The 17,180-nt window shown below is 63.7% G+C and carries 23 protein-coding genes; 10 read left to right on the top strand and 13 right to left on the bottom strand.

What is annotated here, in order from left to right; translation table 11 throughout:
- Positions 1-84 precede the first annotated feature (84 nt).
- Complete coding sequence (locus tag AB7245_RS23905) at positions 85-1,050, top strand: LysR family transcriptional regulator (RefSeq protein WP_439035041.1); 966 nt, start codon at positions 85-87, stop codon at positions 1,048-1,050.
- Between the two features lie 67 nt (positions 1,051-1,117).
- Here the strand turns inward: AB7245_RS23905 and AB7245_RS23900 are convergent, their stop codons facing one another.
- Together AB7245_RS23900 and AB7245_RS23895 are read right to left on the bottom strand one after the other, a co-directional pair.
- On the bottom strand, positions 1,118-2,545 hold the full coding sequence (locus AB7245_RS23900; protein ID WP_085404712.1) for a caspase family protein: 1,428 nt from the start codon (positions 2,543-2,545) through the stop codon (positions 1,118-1,120).
- 204 nt (positions 2,546-2,749) lie between these two features.
- Complete coding sequence (locus AB7245_RS23895; protein WP_085404713.1) at positions 2,750-3,625, bottom strand: DMT family transporter; 876 nt, start codon at positions 3,623-3,625, stop codon at positions 2,750-2,752.
- 147 nt (positions 3,626-3,772) lie between these two features.
- Between AB7245_RS23895 and AB7245_RS23890 the strand changes: the two genes are divergently transcribed.
- Positions 3,773-4,171 (top strand): RidA family protein, encoded by a 399-nt coding sequence (locus AB7245_RS23890; RefSeq protein WP_085404714.1) that lies wholly within the window; start codon positions 3,773-3,775, stop codon positions 4,169-4,171.
- 59 nt (positions 4,172-4,230) lie between these two features.
- Here AB7245_RS23890 and AB7245_RS23885 read toward each other — a convergent pair whose 3' ends face one another.
- The 3 genes from AB7245_RS23885 to AB7245_RS23875 form a co-directional block, all read right to left on the bottom strand.
- Positions 4,231-4,776 (bottom strand): hypothetical protein, encoded by a 546-nt coding sequence (locus AB7245_RS23885; protein WP_085404715.1) that lies wholly within the window; start codon positions 4,774-4,776, stop codon positions 4,231-4,233.
- Positions 4,721-5,065, bottom strand: coding sequence for a hypothetical protein (locus AB7245_RS23880; RefSeq protein ID WP_014495138.1), 345 nt, complete (start codon positions 5,063-5,065; stop codon positions 4,721-4,723). Before AB7245_RS23880 ends, AB7245_RS23885 begins: the two co-directional genes overlap by 56 nt.
- A gap of 196 nt (positions 5,066-5,261) precedes the next feature.
- Positions 5,262-5,849: a formyltransferase family protein gene (locus AB7245_RS23875; RefSeq protein WP_085404716.1), complete on the bottom strand. Its 588-nt coding sequence runs from the start codon at positions 5,847-5,849 to the stop codon at positions 5,262-5,264.
- A 189-nt stretch (positions 5,850-6,038) separates the two neighbouring features.
- Here AB7245_RS23875 and AB7245_RS23870 point away from each other — a divergent pair, with 189 nt between their 5' ends.
- Positions 6,039-6,323: a hypothetical protein gene (locus tag AB7245_RS23870; RefSeq protein ID WP_085404755.1), complete on the top strand. Its 285-nt coding sequence runs from the start codon at positions 6,039-6,041 to the stop codon at positions 6,321-6,323.
- A 335-nt stretch (positions 6,324-6,658) separates the two neighbouring features.
- Entirely contained in the window at positions 6,659-6,892 is a 234-nt protein-coding gene (locus tag AB7245_RS23865) for a hypothetical protein (protein ID WP_071917441.1), read from the top strand.
- Positions 6,893-6,897: 5 nt separating this feature from the next.
- Here the strand turns inward: AB7245_RS23865 and AB7245_RS23860 are convergent, their stop codons facing one another.
- Positions 6,898-7,200, bottom strand: coding sequence for a hypothetical protein (locus AB7245_RS23860; protein ID WP_063983186.1), 303 nt, complete (start codon positions 7,198-7,200; stop codon positions 6,898-6,900).
- 204 nt (positions 7,201-7,404) lie between these two features.
- Here AB7245_RS23860 and AB7245_RS23855 point away from each other — a divergent pair, with 204 nt between their 5' ends.
- Positions 7,405-7,620 (top strand): hypothetical protein, encoded by a 216-nt coding sequence (locus AB7245_RS23855; protein WP_245344255.1) that lies wholly within the window; start codon positions 7,405-7,407, stop codon positions 7,618-7,620.
- 6 nt (positions 7,621-7,626) lie between these two features.
- On the opposite strand, the gene AB7245_RS23850 is transcribed toward AB7245_RS23855, so the two are convergent.
- Positions 7,627-9,672, bottom strand: a complete 2,046-nt coding sequence (locus AB7245_RS23850) for an acetoacetate--CoA ligase (protein WP_085404717.1) — start codon at positions 9,670-9,672, stop codon at positions 7,627-7,629.
- 293 nt (positions 9,673-9,965) lie between these two features.
- Positions 9,966-10,190 (bottom strand): hypothetical protein, encoded by a 225-nt coding sequence (locus tag AB7245_RS23845; protein WP_085404718.1) that lies wholly within the window; start codon positions 10,188-10,190, stop codon positions 9,966-9,968.
- 255 nt (positions 10,191-10,445) lie between these two features.
- Between AB7245_RS23845 and AB7245_RS23840 the strand changes: the two genes are divergently transcribed.
- From AB7245_RS23840 to AB7245_RS23830, 3 genes are all read left to right on the top strand, one after another.
- On the top strand, positions 10,446-11,165 hold the full coding sequence (locus AB7245_RS23840) for an outer membrane protein (protein WP_085404719.1): 720 nt from the start codon (positions 10,446-10,448) through the stop codon (positions 11,163-11,165).
- A 190-nt stretch (positions 11,166-11,355) separates the two neighbouring features.
- A complete protein-coding gene (locus AB7245_RS23835) occupies positions 11,356-12,441 on the top strand; it encodes an AI-2E family transporter (RefSeq protein WP_085404720.1) in 1,086 nt (361 codons plus the stop codon).
- A gap of 97 nt (positions 12,442-12,538) precedes the next feature.
- A complete protein-coding gene (locus AB7245_RS23830) occupies positions 12,539-12,931 on the top strand; it encodes an NUDIX hydrolase (protein ID WP_028152127.1) in 393 nt (130 codons plus the stop codon).
- A 137-nt stretch (positions 12,932-13,068) separates the two neighbouring features.
- Here the strand turns inward: AB7245_RS23830 and AB7245_RS23825 are convergent, their stop codons facing one another.
- The 3 genes from AB7245_RS23825 to AB7245_RS23815 form a co-directional block, all read right to left on the bottom strand.
- The gene (locus AB7245_RS23825) at positions 13,069-13,311 is read right to left on the bottom strand and encodes a hypothetical protein (RefSeq protein ID WP_085404721.1); all 243 of its coding nucleotides are present in this window, start codon (positions 13,309-13,311) and stop codon (positions 13,069-13,071) included.
- A 194-nt stretch (positions 13,312-13,505) separates the two neighbouring features.
- Positions 13,506-13,748, bottom strand: a complete 243-nt coding sequence (locus AB7245_RS23820) for a hypothetical protein (protein ID WP_028152129.1) — start codon at positions 13,746-13,748, stop codon at positions 13,506-13,508.
- A 672-nt stretch (positions 13,749-14,420) separates the two neighbouring features.
- Positions 14,421-14,591 (bottom strand): hypothetical protein, encoded by a 171-nt coding sequence (locus tag AB7245_RS23815; protein ID WP_167541702.1) that lies wholly within the window; start codon positions 14,589-14,591, stop codon positions 14,421-14,423.
- Positions 14,592-14,808: 217 nt separating this feature from the next.
- Here AB7245_RS23815 and AB7245_RS23810 point away from each other — a divergent pair, with 217 nt between their 5' ends.
- Positions 14,809-15,177 carry a hypothetical protein gene (locus AB7245_RS23810; protein WP_049807936.1) on the top strand — a complete coding sequence of 123 codons (369 nt, stop codon included), beginning with the start codon at positions 14,809-14,811 and terminating at the stop codon, positions 15,175-15,177.
- A 116-nt stretch (positions 15,178-15,293) separates the two neighbouring features.
- Here AB7245_RS23810 and AB7245_RS23805 read toward each other — a convergent pair whose 3' ends face one another.
- Positions 15,294-15,464 carry a hypothetical protein gene (locus AB7245_RS23805; RefSeq protein ID WP_201266259.1) on the bottom strand — a complete coding sequence of 57 codons (171 nt, stop codon included), beginning with the start codon at positions 15,462-15,464 and terminating at the stop codon, positions 15,294-15,296.
- 240 nt (positions 15,465-15,704) lie between these two features.
- Between AB7245_RS23805 and AB7245_RS23800 the strand changes: the two genes are divergently transcribed.
- Positions 15,705-16,373 carry a hypothetical protein gene (locus AB7245_RS23800; protein WP_085404722.1) on the top strand — a complete coding sequence of 223 codons (669 nt, stop codon included), beginning with the start codon at positions 15,705-15,707 and terminating at the stop codon, positions 16,371-16,373.
- Positions 16,374-16,794: 421 nt separating this feature from the next.
- Here the strand turns inward: AB7245_RS23800 and AB7245_RS23795 are convergent, their stop codons facing one another.
- Entirely contained in the window at positions 16,795-16,953 is a 159-nt protein-coding gene (locus AB7245_RS23795; RefSeq protein WP_244623041.1) for a hypothetical protein, read from the bottom strand.
- Positions 16,954-17,180: the final 227 nt, after the last annotated feature.

The following is a 17,180-nucleotide window of genomic DNA, read 5'->3' as shown; positions in this document are numbered from 1 at the left end:
GTCTGCTTTCGGATGCGGCTCTTCTACAAGGATAATTCATATAATGAAGGCAATTTGCATGTTAATATGACTTCTGCTTAAGCTATGGATATGACGCCACCTGTTCCAGACTTGCGAAGCTTGCAGATTGTCGCTGCCGTCGCGGAGTCCGGCAGCATGCTTCAGGCGTCCCGTCAGTTCGGGATGACGCAATCAGCGGTTTCGCAGGCTGTGCGGCGGGCCGAGGCCTCGATCGGCGTCGCGTTCTTCAACCGTAGTCGGAGGCCGCTTACACTGACGCGGGCGGGCTGCATCCTTGCTGGCCGTGTTCGCGATCTGAATCGCGACTTTGACACGTTACTCAGCGCACTCCGGGACGCAGCGAAACTGCCTGAGCGTGTCGATCTGAGGCTCGGCCTCATCGACTCCTATGCCGCCACGGTCGGCGCACACCTCGTCAAGGAGCTCATGACGGGCGAGGTCGCACTGAGTCTGTCCGTTTGGTCGGGCCTTGCTCACTCGCATGCCGAGGCGCTGGTCCACCGAACGATCGACGCGGCGATCACATGCGATGCGATGGATGACCTGTATGATATCGAGCGCTTCCCGTTTTACCGCGAGCCAAATCTGCTGGTGGTGCCGCGCGGATTGGAAGCCGAATTTGCTGACCTTGATTTGCGGGAGATCCTGACCCGGCATCGCTTGGTCCGGTACAGCGAACGCTCCTATGCAGGCGCGCAGGTCGAGCGTCATCTGAGCCGTTTGGGCATTCGCCCACCGCGGGCCTTTCAGTTTGACACCTCGGACAGCCTGGTCGCCATGGTCGCCACCGGGATGGGCGTGGCGATCACCACGCCGCTGTGTCTGTTGCAGGGGCTCGCTCACGCTGGTCAAGTCAGCGCTCTACCTCTGCCGGGCCCCGGATTTTTTCGTGAGCTGCTTCTGGTGACCCGCCGTGGCGATCTCTCATCACTGGCGCCGCGCATCGCGGAGATGGCTCGGACGAGCATTACGATGCAGGCGATGCCGCGGATCCGGACGCTCGTGCCTTGGTTCACCCAAGATTACTAGCCATTGGCACCACGAAAAAGGCCCGGCTCTCGCCGGGCCTTTTTGCGTTTTGGAGCCGGGTCTCGCCTCAACGGCGGAACATGCCGCCCATCATGCCGCCGACGACACCGCCGACGAAGGCTGCGCCGGCATCGCCGCCGCCGCTGTTGCGATGCTGAACCGGTGCGCTGCTCTGGGCCTGGGCCGGGGCAGCACGCCGGGCCGGCTTCGCGCTGTCGTCGCTCGCGGTGGCCGGCGCGGCCGCCACGATCTCGGACAGCAGGGCCCTGTGCTGGAGCTTGTTGAGGTAGCCCGTCGACGGGTAGCCGCGGGCGGCCTGCCAGCGCTTCAGCACCGAGCGGGTCTCGTCGGAGAAGGCACCGGTCACCTTGGTGTCGAAGCCGAGCCCGGTCAGGCGGCGCTGCACGTCGCGGCGCTGGCCCTTGTCGAGGCCGATCTGGTCCTCGGTGAGCTGGGTGGAGTCGTCGGTGAAGGTGGCGGGATCGATCCCGGAGTTCAGATTGCGGGTCGCCGTGGACGGGCCGCTCTTGATCGCCGCAAGCCGCGCCAGCGCCAGCGCCTTGAACTGGCCGTTCGGATAGGCCGAGAGATAGGCGTTGAGCTCTTCCGGCTTGTTGGATTCCTTGACCGAGCGCCAGTATTCGAGCTCGACACCGTCGGAGCTGCTCGCTGCCGCCGGCACGTTTCCGGAAGCGGTCGGGGCTGCGTTGGCAACCTGCGTCTGCTGCGACGGGTTGAGATAGACCGCGCCGATCAGGTTGGTGTGGCCCCAGGGAAGCTGGCCCTTGCGGGTCTCTTCGTTGACCTGGGCGCGCACCGAGGTCATCGCCTGCTGGATCTCGACGCCGGGCTTGGTGATGTTGTCGATCAGCGCGCGGGTGAACGGGCTGTTGTTGCCCTCCTGGCCGTCGAGCGCGGTCTGGCCCGGGCCGGTGGCGAACGCGATCAGCGTGCCTTCGCCCGACTTCATCTCGGCAAGACCGCTCTGCACGTTGACGCTGCGCGTTGCCGAGTTCGACTTGATCTTGGCGGCGAACGGATTGTCGCGGCAGGCGTCGAGGAAGACGAGCTTGACCTTGGCGTCGCCCATGGTCTGCTCGAGCGTCAGGTCGATATTGATGGCTGCGCCGAGCTTGACGTCCATCTCCGACTTGATGTCGGCGTCGACGGGCAGGAGGTAGTTGCTGCCGCTGACCGCGATGCCGTGGCCGGCGTAGTAGAACACTGCGACATCGGAGCCTTGCGCCTTGCGGCCGAAGTCCAGGAGCTTCTCCGTCATCTGGTCGCGGGTGAGGTTGGATCCTTCGATCACCTCGAAGCCGACATTGCGCAGGGTCGCCGCCATCGCCTTGGCGTCGATCGGCGGGTTCGGCAATTGTGCGACGTTCTTGTAGGAGCCGTTGCCGACGACGAAAGCGACACGGCGGTCGGCCTTCGCGGCACTGACCGACAGTGCCATGCACATCAGCGAAGCGAGCAGGGTGAGAGTGCGCATCTGAAATCCCCAACAGAATCGAATTGCAGGCAGCAACAAATTGGCAACGAACCTACACGAAGTGCCCGACTTCGCGCCACCAAAACGGCGGTACGTCGTATTCAACCCGCTGCTGTGTGGCCGAATGTGCACGATGGAAAGACCCTCCAACGTGATCCAGATCACACGGCCACTTCGTTTTTGTCGCGTGAGGCTGCGCGAGGTTCACTGCGCGCGGGCGGGAACCGGAGCGGTCGGCTTCAGGTTCAGAAGATTGCCGCACAGGATCAGCGTCGCGCCGAGCACGGTCCAGGCGTCGAGCCGCTCCGAATACAGCAGCCAGCCGACAGTCGCGGTGAGCGGCACCCGCAAGAAGTCCATCGGCACCACGATGGTTGCATCCGCGTAGCGGAGCGCACTGGCGAGGCAATAGTGCGAGAATGTGCCGCAGACCCCGATGACGAAGAGCCATCCCCAGAGCGTGGCTGACGGCCAGGTCCAGACATAGAGCGTCGGCAGCAGGCCCACGACCATCTGCACGACGATCATCCAGAACAGGATCGACAATGCGCTCTCGGTCCGGGTCAGCGATTTCGCCAAGATCATGGAAATGCTGAAGCCGATCGCGGCCCCGAGCGCGATCAGCTGTCCCGGATTGATCTCGCCGGTGGCGGGCCGCACGATCATGACGACGCCGACGATGCCGAGCGCGATGGCGGCGATCTTCCACACGGTCACGCGCTCGGACAGAAACGTCGCGGCCAGCAGCGCGGTCCAGATCGGCATGGTGAATTCGATCGCGACGACCTGGCCGATCCCGATCAGCGTCAGTGCGTAGAACCAGCCGAGCTGCGCGAAATAATGGACCCCGTTGCGTGCGAGGTGCTGGGGCAGGCGTTTGGTCGCGACCGCCTTGAAACCGCCGGCCCGGTAGATGATCGGCAGCAGCAGCGTGAACCCGATCACCGAGCGCACTTCCATGATCTGGAAGACGTTCAGCTCGCGCGTGGTCTCACGGCCGGCAACCGCCATGACCAGCATCAGCGCCAGCCAGCCGGCCATCCACAGTGCAGCCATCGTTTTGGACGGTGTCGCGGTCATCGTTGCTGGTGCGGGCGATCGAGCCTGAGGGGAGGGCTGGTATCGGCGACATCGCCGGCGTTTGCAACGGCCAAAACTGCGGATGCAGCGATGCAGGGCGGCGTGCTAAGGCATCATTGAACAACAAGAAAAGGGAGATCTTCGCTCATGCAAATCTTGCAGCCGGCTGAATGGAAGAAACCGCGGGGCTTTTCTCACGGCGTGGTGGCCGAAGGGCCGGGCCGCTGGGTGGTGCTGGCCGGGCAGACCGGCGGCGACGAGACCGGCAATTACGCGCCTGACATGGCGGCGCAGATCGCAACCGCGCTGAAGCGGATCATCAAGCTCCTTGGCGAGGCCGGAGCCGGTCCGGAGCACATCGTCCGCCTGACCTGGTACCTGACCAGCCGCAGCGAATATGAGGCCGCGGGCGCCGGCATCGGCGCGGCCTGGAAGGAAACGCTGGGGCGCAATTTTCCGCCCTCGACGCTGCTCTACATCGGCGGTCTCGTGGACGAGCGCGCCAAGGTCGAAATCGAGGTCACGGCGTTCGTGCCGAACGTATAAAACGGATAAAAAAAGCCCCGGCGGAATCGCCGGGGCTTTTGGCTTGAACGCGGTCCGCCTTAGCGCGACAGCGAGATGTTGGCGCCGCGGAACTGGCTGTCCGCGCGCATCGTGACGCTCTGCTTGTTGCCGGACGTCTTCAGCGTGATGTTGGCGTTGAAGCCGGCGGTTGAGGCGACCAGCTCGTAGTTTCCGCCGGCACCGCGGCCCTGGAGCGAGCCGGAGATGTTGCGGCTGGCCTCGGACCAGCTGCCGCCAATAGTGCCGCCTTCAGCCCTGACGTTGGCGCCGAGATTGAACTTGTAGGCGTCGCTGGCGCAGGTCAGCGACATCTCCATCGTCGGTCCGATCGGGGCGTATCTGGCCCGGCAGCGGATCCGCTCGGTCGAGCCGTCATCGAGCGTGACGGTGCCGGCACCGCTCCAGCTCCCCGCCAGCGGGGCGAACGGGCCGGACTGGGCCTGGCTCTCAGAGTTGGCGATCCCCGCCGCAAACAAAACGGCGGCCGCGATCAGCAGCCGCCGGCTCACGACGCTGATCCCGAATTTCTTACTGGCGCGATGCTTCCCACCGCCCACTGCACGGTATGCCTGCAGATGCTCCATTCCACTTCCCCGATCCGGCGTTGCCGCTGAGTTGACCGTTGGCATATGCACCATTGATCGAAACTTTCACAAGTCCCCCGCTGCCGATGGTGCCGGAAACGTTAGCGCCGGGCGCGGTGATCTTGCCGTCGGCAACCGTCAGCATGGAGCTCGCGGTCGGCTCGCAGGTACCGCTCTTGGTCACGATGGTGACATGCCAGTTGCCGTCATAGGGGGTCTGGGCGAAAGCGGGAGCGGCGAGGGTGATAACTGAAGCGGCACAGAATGCCGTAATGCGACCAAAACGCATGAATTCCGTCCTTGAATCTGTCTGATATGCTGACGCTTATTCGGCCCAAATGTGACGGAAATTTGTTGCATTGCCAAAGCGAAAATTGTTCCAGTGGAAACAATAGTTTATTTGTGTTTCCGGCTCCAATTTTCGAAGCAGAATCAACGCGCCTTCACGTTAAGGGTAAACGTCAGGAGAGGACTCAGGGAACGACTCACGAAAGACTTGGCGCCAAGGTCGCGAACTGCTCGTCCTGAACCTTGGAGGGCAGCGCCTTGTGGACCTTGACGTAGTCGATCACGTCGGCCAGCAGCTTGAGGCCGAGCGGAGCGAGCGCGCGCTCCCAGAGCTCGCGAGCCGTCTCGCCCTTCTTGACGAAGCACCAGTCCTGGGCGGCGATGGCGCCGGCGTCCATGCGGTCGGCAAGATGATAGATCGTGCCGCCGGCGATCGGATCGCCTTCCTTGATGGTCCATTCCACAGCGGCTTTGCCCCGATGACGCGGCAGCAGCGAGGGATGATAGCCGATCCCGCCGTACTTCGCGGCGGCCAGGGCGTCCTTGCCGATCCGGGCGTGGCTGTGGGCGGTGATGATCAGGTCGGTGTCGGGGCCGATTTCGGAGGCGACCACCAGCTTCGGATTGGCCTGGACCGTCACCTCGATGCCAGCCGCCTTGGCGCTCGCCGCGAGGCGATCCTCGGCGTCGGCCACGACGACCCGCACGATCGGGACGCCGTGCTCCCGGAGCATGTTCAGGGTGGTCACGCCGAAATGGCGGGAGCCGACGAGGGTAATGCGCATGGGTGTCCGATCCGTCTCGCAACTGCGTCATCCCCCGATAACACGTCGGTGCGTCCTGTCACCAGCCGCGGGCGGTTTGTGCCGGTTATCAACAATGCACCGGGCGCGGGGCGCGACGGGCTCCGCGATTGCGCAGCCGGCCGTTCCGGTGCTTCCATGCGCGTATTGCACCGTATCAGGAGCGAGCGCATGCGAAGCGCGTGGTTTTTCCTTCTCGCGGCACTGAGCGTCGCTACGCCCGCGCCCGCCGGCGGGCCGTACCCGGCGATCCCGCCCGAGGTCGGGGTGGCGCCCTTCATCGGTCCGACGTGGGATGCCTATCGTTGCGTCGAAGGGCCGGTCTATAATTTCTACCACGGCGCCTATTACGGCGAGGAGCCGCCCGCACTCTATCGCGGCTACGCCTACAGGCCGTACTACCGCTACAGCGCCTACCGCAGGCTGCCGCGCAAGTATTTTTGCGTCACGGATTAGCGTTGCCGGGCGGCCACATCGACAGCAAATGATGTATCCGCCGGTTCCTCTGTTTCATTTCTAACATAAGCAGCCCCCGTGTGCCGCTAGAATGCACCAACCGGGGCTGGCCAAATTTGATTCCGAATCCGTTTTCGAACCCGGCTTTGGCCGCTGGCGAGTGATCGCCAGCGGCTTTTCATGCCGGCGCCATCACGAAATCATCAAACGGTAACGCGTTCTCAACCTGCCTGTCGTATCGACGAATCCGTCGCGGATTTGTATTGCGTACCGCGACACCAAAAATGTCCCGCCGGCGTGGGTGCGCCGCGGGCTTTTTTGCCGGGACCGATTTCATGCCGAGCGCAATTGAGCAGATCGTGGACGCCTATGTGCGGCTGAAGAACCGCCGTGGGCTGGACGAGCTGATGATGCACAGGCAGCGGCTCGCGGTCGATCTGAAGAGCAGGTCCGGCTATGATTTCAGCCTGCCGATCGGCAAGATCGACGAGGAGATCGCGATCATCGAGGAGGGGCTCAGCCGGCTGAAGGCTCAGTCTCCGGATCCCCGCGGGATACGTCCGATCTGACGCGCTCAGTCGCGCCGGCCACCGTCGATGACGGTGAACAGCGGCCGTGCCTGGGTGGGCTCGACCAGCAGTTCCTCCACCAGCGCGGTTGCCGCATCGACATATTTGCGCGTCGGTTTGTCGAGCTCACGTTTGGCCTCGTCGTCGAGCGCGACCTTTGCGGCCTCGACCAGCTTGCGCATGCGCGCCGCATGGTCGTCGCCCGCCGTCAGCGTCGCGCGCGCCAGCGAGCGCAGCACGAACAGCTCGCCTTCGAGGCGGAGCAGGCGGTCATTGAGCCTGGAGAGGACTGCGTTGAGATCGGCCATAGCTGCTGTTTGTCGCGGAGGATCTATCCTGATCTAGCGGCGATCGGTGAACGGAATCCAAACGCCATTGGCGCAATTGGGTTGATCTCCGGCGTCTCCCGGCAGCAGCGATGCCGCCGATGTGAGACATCGTGACGGTGCGATGCGTCGTCCCAGCGTGGTTCCCGCACCACATGGAGCCCCGGGTGGACGTCTGGAGCACGTATGATGCGGTCTATCCTGGCTTTGGTCCTCCTGATTGCAACATGCGCGTCGGCGGCTGCCGCGCCGGCGCATCATGCCCGCCCGCGCCATCACGTCGCCGTCCGTCTGCCCGAGGACGCGCCGGTCCCGCCCGGCTGGTACAAATTTCCCGGGTGGCCGCCGATCCCGCCGTCGGAGAACAGGAATCTCGATCCCTCCAATTTCGGCGGCGGTTGATCGAAGCTACGACGCGGTTCGGGCGAGATAGTCGCGGGCGAACGCGAGATACCAGTCGAGGCAGGCGGGATTGGCCATCGCCTCCTTGTTGATGACCTTTTCGACGGGCTGGCCGAGCAGCAGCTTCTTGATCGGCAGCTCCTGCTTCTTGCCCGAGAGCGTGCGCGGGATCTCGGCGACGGCAAAGATCTCGTTCGGCAGGAATCGCCGGGACAGGCCGGCCTCGATCGCCTTGTTGATCCTGGCCTGCATCGCAGCGTCGAAGGCTGTGCCCGCGCGCAGCACCACGAAGAGCGGCATGTAGCTGTCGCGGCCGAGATATTCGAGGTCGACGACGAGGCTATCCAGCACCTCCGGCAGCGCTTCGATTGCGGAATAGAGCTCGCTCGTGCCCATGCGCAGGCCGTGCCGGTTGATGGTCGCATCGCTGCGGCCATAGATGATGCAGGAGCCGTCCGGATTGACCTTGAGCCAGTCGCCGTGCCGCCATACCGGCCCGCGGCCGCTGCCGTCGAAATTGTCCGGATAGGTCTCGAAATAGCTGGCGCGATAGCGCGCATCGCCCTTGTCGTTCCAGAAACGGAGCGGCATCGAGGGCATCGGCTCGGTACAGACGAGCTCGCCGACCTCGTCGATGACGGCGCGGCCCTGTTCGCTGAAGGCTTCGACCGCCGCGCCGAGCAGGCGGCATTGCATCGCGCCCGGCGTCTGCGGCAATTCGCGGTTGCCGCCGATGAAGGCGCCGGCGAAATCGGTGCCGCCGGAGATGTTCGCCCACCAGATGTCGGCCTGCGCCTTGCTGCCGTTGATTTTCGACAACGCCGTGAAGCGATCGTTGAACCAGGCTTGCGTATCGGCGCTGAGCGGCGAGCCGGTCGAGCCGAGGCAACGCAGCCGCGACAGATCGCCGGCCGCAGTGAGATCGATCTCGGCCTTGGCGCAGTTGGCGAAGAACGCCGCGCCGGCGCCGAAGAAGGTCGCTTTCGACTGTGCCACGAACCGCCACAGCGTGGTCCAGTCCGGCTTGTCCTTGGTGCCGCCCGGGCTGCCGTCGAAGATGCAGCAGGTGGTGCCGCTGAGCAGGCCGCCGACCTGAGAATTCCACATGATCCAGCCGGTCGAGCTGTACCAGTGATAGCGCTCGCCGAACGAGTTCTCGTGGTAGGAGCAGCCGAGGTCGTTGTGCAGGCCCAGCAGCGCCAGCACCACGATGACGATCCCGCCATGGCCGTGCACGATCGGTTTCGGCAGGCCGGTGGTGCCGCTGGAATAGACGATCCAGAGCGGATGATCGAACGGCAGCCAGGCCGGCTCGAACGCGTCGATCGCGGCGCCCGTCCTTGCGACGATGTCGGAGAGCAGGGCATCCGGCGCTGCGGGCGCGGTCTCGCTGTGCAGGATGACGTGCTCGACCGTCGGCAGCGATCGCCGCAGCTCGGCGACGACGTCCTTGCGATCATGCCGGCGGCCGGCATAGGTGACGGCATCGCAGGCGATCAGCACCTTCGGCTCGATCTGCTTGAAGCGGTCGATCACGGCGGGCGCAGCCATGTCGGGCGCGCAGACGCTCCAGACCGCGCCCATGCTGGCGCTCGCCAGAAACGCGATGATGGTTTCGGGGATGTTGGGCAGGTAGGCCGCGATCCGGTCGCCGGGCTTGATGCCCTTCTCCTTCAGATGCAGCGCGAGCGCCGCCACTTTGCGCCGCAGCTCCGGCCAGCTCGTTTCGTTGAGCTTGCCGTCCTCGCCGCTACTGACGATCGCGGGCAGGCCGGCGGCGTCGGCGGCCTCGACATGCCGGAACACCTGCCGCGCATAGTTGACCTGCGCGCCGGGAAACCACACCGCGCCCGGCATCTTGCGCTCGGTGATCACGGCCGCAAACGGCGTCGGCGATTGCAGATCGTAATAGTCCCAGATGCTGCGCCAGAAGCCGTCGAGATCGCGCACCGACCACTGCCGCATCTCCTCGTAATTCGCGAAGGAAAGTCCACGCTGCTCGGCGAGCCAGTTGCGATAGAGAGCGATCTGGGGAACGAAAGGAGCGGTCATTGCGTGTCGGATTCTGTTGCGGGGAGGGAAGTCTATCCTGCGCCGCAGAGTAGCAGAAGCCATAGTTCGCGCAGACTGCGGTGACGGCAGTAGTGGGTCTGCGAGCGCCAGCAGCACGTTGGAGTGGCGCAATACGTTTACTTCAATGGATTCGTTGATCGCGAGCGTCGCGAAGCAATCCGGACCGTCGCCGCGGAAAGACTCTGGATTGCTTCGCTACGCTCGCAATGACGGCGTGGAGGCGCGCCGTCGCCACAATTGGGCTACGGTACCGAGACCATCGCTGGCGCCTGTCACTGCACGCCCGCCCAGCGCCGTCCGAACACCGGCGGTTTTGTCTTCACGGCTTGCCAGCCGAAGAAGTGATGCTTCCCCGACCAGCTGTGCACCACGCCGCTGCAGATGCTGCATTTGAAGCTGCCGGTGTGGGCTTCGCTGTGCTCTTCCCGTGTCGCGGTGTAGTTCATGCTGCAACCCGCGCAGGTGAATTCTTCGGTCGTCCAGATGCTGTTGGCCATTGCACATCAGTGTTTTTGAATGTTGGCGAGAAGCGTAGGTGCGGGGATTTGCATCGGCGTAAACTGACCTCGGGAAATCCGGTTAATCGCCGTTAGCCAAACCCGGCTCCGGTCGCGGCGTTGCAGGAGCTTCCCGGGTCTGACGAGCGCCCGTCAGTCCAATCGCGTCGCCGATTGGTCCAAGCGCGCGCGTGATCCCACAGCTAGATTTCATCGTCGCCTCGGTCGGAGGGCGGACAATTTGGGGGTGAGATCATGCGGAAGAAACTGGCTTTGGCGTCTGCGCTGCTGTCATTGGCAACGCCGGCATTTGCAGCTGACATCATTGCGCCCGCGCCGGTCAAAGCGCCGGTGGCGGCCCAGATCTTCAGCTGGACCGGCTTTTACATCGGCGCGCATGGCGGCGGCGCCTGGAGCAAATGGACCGGCATCGACCCGACCGATCCGACAGCGACCTGGAGCTCGGCCACGGCCAGCGGCGGCATCGTCGGGGGCCAGATCGGCGGCAACTACCAGATCAGCAATTTCGTGATCGGCCTCGAAGGCACCGGGGCCTGGTCCAGCGTCACACTCAATGCCGGCGGCCCGTTCGGAGGCGGTGCCGGCTTCAACTTGTCGCTGAAGAACGACTACATCGCCACGGTCGCCGGCCGTTTCGGCGTCGCTTTCGATCGCGTGCTGCTCTACGCCAAGGGTGGCGCGGCCTTCACCCGCGACAAGTACAGCGTCAACAACGGCCTTGCCGGCCCGCTCGCCGGTTCCGCCTCGGGCAGCTTCAATCGCACCGGCTGGCTTGCCGGCGGCGGCATCGAGTGGATGTTCATGCCGAACTGGTCGGTGCGGGCAGAGTACAACTATATGGGCTTCGGCACGATCACCGAGCAGCCGGTGACGACAGGCAATCTGGTGGCGACTCCAGCCAATGTGAAGCTGAACATCCAGACCGCCACGGTGGGCGTGAACTACCACTTCTGATCGGACGGAGCGCCACCGCTCGGCCGACTGGACCAACCCGTTCGGCGACAGCTGATGCCGCGCCGGGCGGCGCAGCGGTCCGATCCCTTGCGCAGCCGCGGGCCCGGTCGTCTTGACGCCGGATGCGCGGCTGGCAATAACGCTTTGCCGCGCAAGTGCCGGAACCCGCGTCAATGCCGCAAGGAAAGGCGTGCCCGTGAAAAGTCTCCGTCAGCTCCTGACGGGAGAGGACATCATCCAGCTCCTGATCCGGGTCGGCCTGCTTGGCCTGTTGATCATCTGGACCTTCCTGATCATCCGCCCGTTCGTCCCGATCCTGGCCTGGAGCGCCGTGCTTGCGGTCGCGTTCTATCCGGCCTTCAGCTGGGTCGCCAAGATCCTCGGCGGCCGCCCGAAGACCGCGGCCGCGATCCTCACCCTGATCACGCTCGGCATCGTCATTGGCCCGGCGACCTGGCTCGGCCTCAGCGCGGTGGACGGTGCGCGCGAGCTGGCGAAGCAGCTCGGCACCGGCGACCTCGCGCTGCAGTCGGCGCCAGAGCAGCTCAAGTCGTGGCCGGTGGTCGGCCCTTGGCTCTTTGATCTCTGGGATCAGGCCTACAACAACATCCGTGCGGTGCTGCGCGAGGTCGCGCCCTATCTCCAGCCACTGGCGGGACCCTTGTTGTCGCTTGCGGGCGATGCGAGCCTCGGCACGCTCCAGTTTCTGGTCTCGGTGTTCGTCGCCGGTTTCCTGTTTCCGCACGGACCGCGGCTGGTTGCAGCCGGCCGCGGCTTCCTGTTTCGCATCGTGCCCGAGCAGAGCGAGCATTTTCTCGAGCTTGGGGGCGCCACCATCCGCGCCGTGGCGCAAGGCGTGATCGGCGTCGCCATCGTGCAGGCGCTGCTCGCCGGCATCGGCTTCAAGATGGCAGCCGTGCCGAGCGCCGGCCTGCTCGCCTTCATCGTGCTGTTGCTGTCGATCGTGCAGATCGGCGCGTTCCTGGTGATCCTGCCGGTGATCATCTGGATCTGGACCGCCAAGGACGTCACCACGGCGCTGCTGCTCACGGTGTTTCTCGTCCTCGTCGGCTTCATCGACACCATGTTGAAGCCGCTGGTGATGGGGCGCGGCCTCACCACGCCGACCATCGTGATCTTCGTCGGCGTGATCGGCGGCACGCTCGCCCACGGGATCGTCGGCCTGTTCATCGGGCCGATCATCCTGTCGGTGGCCTGGGAGTTGATGATGGCCTGGATCAGGACCGAGGACCGGGCGGCGGCGAGCGAAAGCTGAGCTGCTCGCACGGGCTGTGGTCAAAGCGCCCCGCGAACTTGTCTATTCAACTAGACAAGTTACGATAGGGCGATTCTGTTTTCGATCTACGGCAGTAATGGCGAAGTCTTCCAAGCTGGTTGCCGCAAAACGCGGCAAGGTATTGTTGGTCAGACGGCGGTCGGACGGCCTGTGGATGTTCCCGGGCGGCCGCAAGCGTTCGCGCGAGTCCGACAAGGACTGCCTGCGGCGGGAGATCAAGGAGGAGCTGCCCAAGCTGAAGCTCGGCCGGATCAGCCTGTGGAAGGAAGTGACGGCCAGGAATAAGCGCTCCGGTCGCAAGATGAGCGACGCGATCTTCATCGCCAAGGGTGCCAAGGGCAGGCTCGAGATCGGCGACAAGAAGGAGATCGACCGGGCCGCCTGGCAGAAGCCGCGCGGCATCCGCCTGACGCCGACCTCGCGCTACATCCGCGATCGGCTGTTTCCGAGCAAGCCGCGGCGCCAGTGAGGAGGGGGGCCGCGTCTTCGCGGCGCCGGTGCGACAAATCGCCCGCTGGTCCACAACACGAGCCCGAAATCGACAGATCATCGTGCGGTCAGGTCGGCCTACCTTCGTGGTCTGATCGAGTCGGCCCCAGCCAGCCGCTATTGCTTGACCGCCAGCGTGTCCAGGCAGTGGTTGAGATAGACGGTGCGATCCCTGGGCAGCACCTTGTCGAGATCCGCCTTCAGTGCGCATTCGCGTTGCCGCATCTGCTCGGCCCGGCGCTTCTCGGCCGCCTCGCGATATTCGGGGGCAACCTTGTAGGGATCGACCAGTGCCTGCGAGCGGGCGGGAGCGGTCACGGCGAGCGCGATGGCGGCGATGATGATAATGAACTGCTTCAAATGAGCCTCCGTAAAAGGGCTCATGCTAGCGCGGGGGTAGCGAGGGCTCAAACGGCAAGTACGGTGGGACGACCGATAGCGCAGCCTGCGTCCGAGAGGCTGTCGGCGGAGTCGGTTTTTCAACGACCCGAAGTCGGCCAAGTGAAGTGGGGTAAGTGAAGTCGGCCAAGCGAAATCGGCCAAGTGAAGTCCATTCACTTCGACGCGTGGTCGATCTTGTGCCCGAGATGCCCGGTGTCGTGATCGCGACGCAACTGGCTCAGCGAGGTCTCGTTCAATTGATGCAAGACCTCGCTGAGCGGCGTCGCATCCGGATAACCTGCCGCAAATGCCTTTCCGTAGATCTTCCGCAACGTGCCGACCAGCGTGTTGCCGTGCTTCTTGCTGATCGCGCCATCCTTGTCCCGATGGCGGCCGTCCAGGCCCGGTTCCTTCATGTGGTTCTCCCTGTGCGGCGTCTTGAGCGCCTGGAGAGAGCGTGCTCCCAAACGAATTGGTTGGCAACGGGCGGCGCGCGGGAGTTGAGCGGCGGTTCGCTCCATCGCGAGAGCGTCGCGTTCGCGCTTCGCTCTCTTAGCTGTGAAGCCGCGTCAGATCGCGGTGGGACGGTCGGCGTATTACATGAGCGGAAGCGGACTCGATTGGAGCCGATATGATGCGTCTTGTTTTGGCCCTGGGCCTCTTGATCGTCTTGTGCACGTCTGCAGACGCCGCGCACCACGCTCGTGCGCACAATCCTGCGACACGCCATCCTCCGGTCGATCGTCTCGGCACGGAAGGGAATTCTCGCGTGCGCTTCGCGGTCCCCGGCTGGAGCGATGAAGCAACGGCGCGCTGGCTCAATAATGCCTCGTCCAACGTCGGCCGAGGCGGATAGCCACACCCGGAAGTGGGTGCGGGAAGATCGGCGGAGCCGTGTGAACCAGTTCACACTCGCGCTTCGAGACCGGTGCTATGAAGGCCTCATTGCTTTTACCGATTGATATTTTGAAAACGCCCCAGCGCTCCCTACCAGGCGCTGGGGTTTTCATTTCGATCACGATCACCGCTCGCGAAGCGTGATCGGACCGGACGGGTGCTTTCTGAAAAGTGCCGAAGGGCGGGCGCGACTAAGCGGCTTGCTCCTCGAACGAGGTGTAGACCTGCCCAGCCGGATCGACGATCTGAACGTCCCAGCACCCGTCTTCGACGAGCTCTCTGGCCTTCTTGAGGGCGGCCGCGAGTGACAGCCGCTTGAGGCTGACGACGCCTGCCGTGTCGAAACCGCTGATTTCAAACATGCCGTTCCTCCGGTTTTCCTGAATCTTACACCTTTCGAGGGCGTTGTCTCCCGGCTTTTGTGGCAAGGCCCTTGGAACTGCAGACAGCTGCAGCGTCCAGTGCAGCGCGGTGGCCGCCGTCGTGCCATCGGCCGACCCTGATGGTCGTGGCGCTCTCGTCGCGTTCAGGCGTCATTCAGAGGGGTTGTCTATCTTGCGGCCTTGGAGGACCGCTTCGATGTTGATCACCACTATTGCGACAATCCTTGCTCTTCATGGCGGTGCAACGGCGCCTGCCGCAGCTGTCGAACGCCCGCTCGAGGTGCAGTATCGCGGCGTACCGAGGCATCCGCCGCCGTGCGGCGATCATTGGGATCAGAGCGCCCGCGACGGGATGTGCTATCCCAACGGCTATCTCCGTCCCGAAGACCAGGCGGCGCTGCAGGGGTACTATCAGGGCCCGCGGCCTTACTATGGAATGCGCCGGCGTCCGGTGCCATGCGGCCACGGCGCTGACGTCGATATCCGCGACGGTGTCTGCTACCCCAACGGCACGGTTCCACTACAATTCCAGGACCGGCCAGAGAATTACTATCGGCGGTACTGAGAGACGGGCCGTCAGGCGTGAGGCCGGGTGTGCTCCGGATCAGTGCGCTCCGGATCAGTGTGCTCCTGATCAGCGTGCTCTTGATGAGCTAGCCGCGGAGCCGGTCCAGCGCCACGCTAAGCGGCCTGCTCCTCAAACGAGGTGTGCACGCGCCCAGCCGGATCGACGATCTGAACGTCCCAGCACCCGTCTTCGACAAGCTCTCGGGCCTTCTTGAAGGCGGCCGCGAGTGACAGCCGCTTGAGGCTGACGACGCCTGCCGTGTCGAAACCGCTGATTTCAAACATGCCGTTCCTCCGGTTCTCCTGAATCTTACACCTTTCAGGGGCCTTGTCTCTCGGCTTTGGTGCTTCGAAGCAGGCTGCCGCGTGACTCATTCCGTCGCTTCGCCCCCCGTAATCAGCCGGGGCGGCCGGGCCTGCCAGGCGGCCATGTCGCTAACGTGGAATTAATCCAAAATGCCCACATAGGAGCCGTCGCGAGGACGTTCCGGCGTCGGCTTCCTTTTGCTCGCTCATTTGAGGTCAATGGACATGACCACGACATCCGAGGCGCAAGGCCTCGTCGAACAACTCGACCCCGCGGCGCTCGCGCTCGCAGTCGCAGCACTCGAGCCCGCAGCCCCGGAAGCTTCAGCACCGGCCAAGCGGTCCAGCCGGAAATCGGTCCTGGCACTGTCGGTGTGTGCCTTGGCCATCAATGGCGCGGCGGCGATCTATACATTGCCGGCTGATTTTCCGTCGCCGAATGTCAGCAGTCTGGCTGAACTGCTTCCGCGCCGGGAAGCTTCCGCGCCAAAGCCGGATCCGGTTGTCGCTGCCTTGAAGGACATTCAGTCGGCCCAGCAGCAACACACGGCTTCGCTGCAGGAGAACAACCACGCCTTGCAGCAAAATGCAGCCCTGCTGCAGCAGGATTCAATGGTGCTGCTGTCTCTGCGACAGAGCATCACGGACGAACGGGTGGATGTGAGGAAGATATCTTCACAGCTGTCCACGCTCATCGCGAAGGTCGATACGCTGCAAAATGCGATGATGTCGGACGTCACGTCCTCGATCCGAAAAGCGAATGCACGCTATGGACTGTCGGCAGCGATGCGGAAGCGGATGGTTCGGCAGTCGAAGTCTGTCGGGCCGGTTTCAGTTGGGGGAGCGCCGCTGAGTGTGCCGGCTGCGACGTCGGCTCCGGAAAGCTGAAGATAGTTCAAGCGAAGCAGTTGGCATTACTGGCCCTCGAGTTCACGTTGGCCGGTCTTCTTGTCATGCCAAGCAGGACACGATGGCAAGCACGACGTCTGCGCTTAGCTCCCCTGAGTACATCGTGAAAAGGATGCCAGCGCCAAGAACAACAGCAGAGACCTTGAGAATAATCATTTTGAGATCCCCTCGTGGGTGACGAGACACTGGACCCGGATTGTTTCCTGAGTGCTTCGCGTGATGCGGCGAACGGTTTCATTCACCGAGACGTTATCCGTGAGGGGCTGCTCGACTTAGAGGCCGCAACAGGGGCTGCTGCGCCCCGATGCATTTTCGAGATCAAGCCCGGGGGGCATCGCAATCGAGCTGGCGCGCGCCAACGGTGACTTCAAAACTCTCTCGCAAGAGCGAGCGCAAGGTCTCAGTTGCTCCGTTCCGACCTCCAGCCGGTTTCCCGATGTGAAATGGTGGCGGTGATATCGACATCTCTGCCGGCCGACTGGCGCCAGGCCGCCACGCCGAAACACACCGTCAGCGTTAGTGTCGTCAGCAATAGCAGCACCGACAGAAACTGGCTCACGCATACCCCCAAGCAAGATCACACACGAGGGCGCGCACATCTGGTTGATTCGGAAAATGCAGTCCGACTGACCTAGGGAGCGTTTTCCCCAAGGTTGCAGACCCGTGGACCAACACTCGTAGCCCTTGAGCCACCGCGACTCAGGAGCCGGCTCCGCACGCACCAGGCTTCTGCGCTTCACAAGGATTGGCCGGCTATTGCCGTCGCTACGGCATAAGCTTTGGCTG

This window comes from Bradyrhizobium sp. 604_D8_N2_3 (genome assembly GCF_051810765.1).
GTDB lineage: Bacteria > Pseudomonadota > Alphaproteobacteria > Rhizobiales > Xanthobacteraceae > Bradyrhizobium > Bradyrhizobium barranii.
This window is presented reverse-complemented; position numbering and strand designations above follow the sequence as displayed.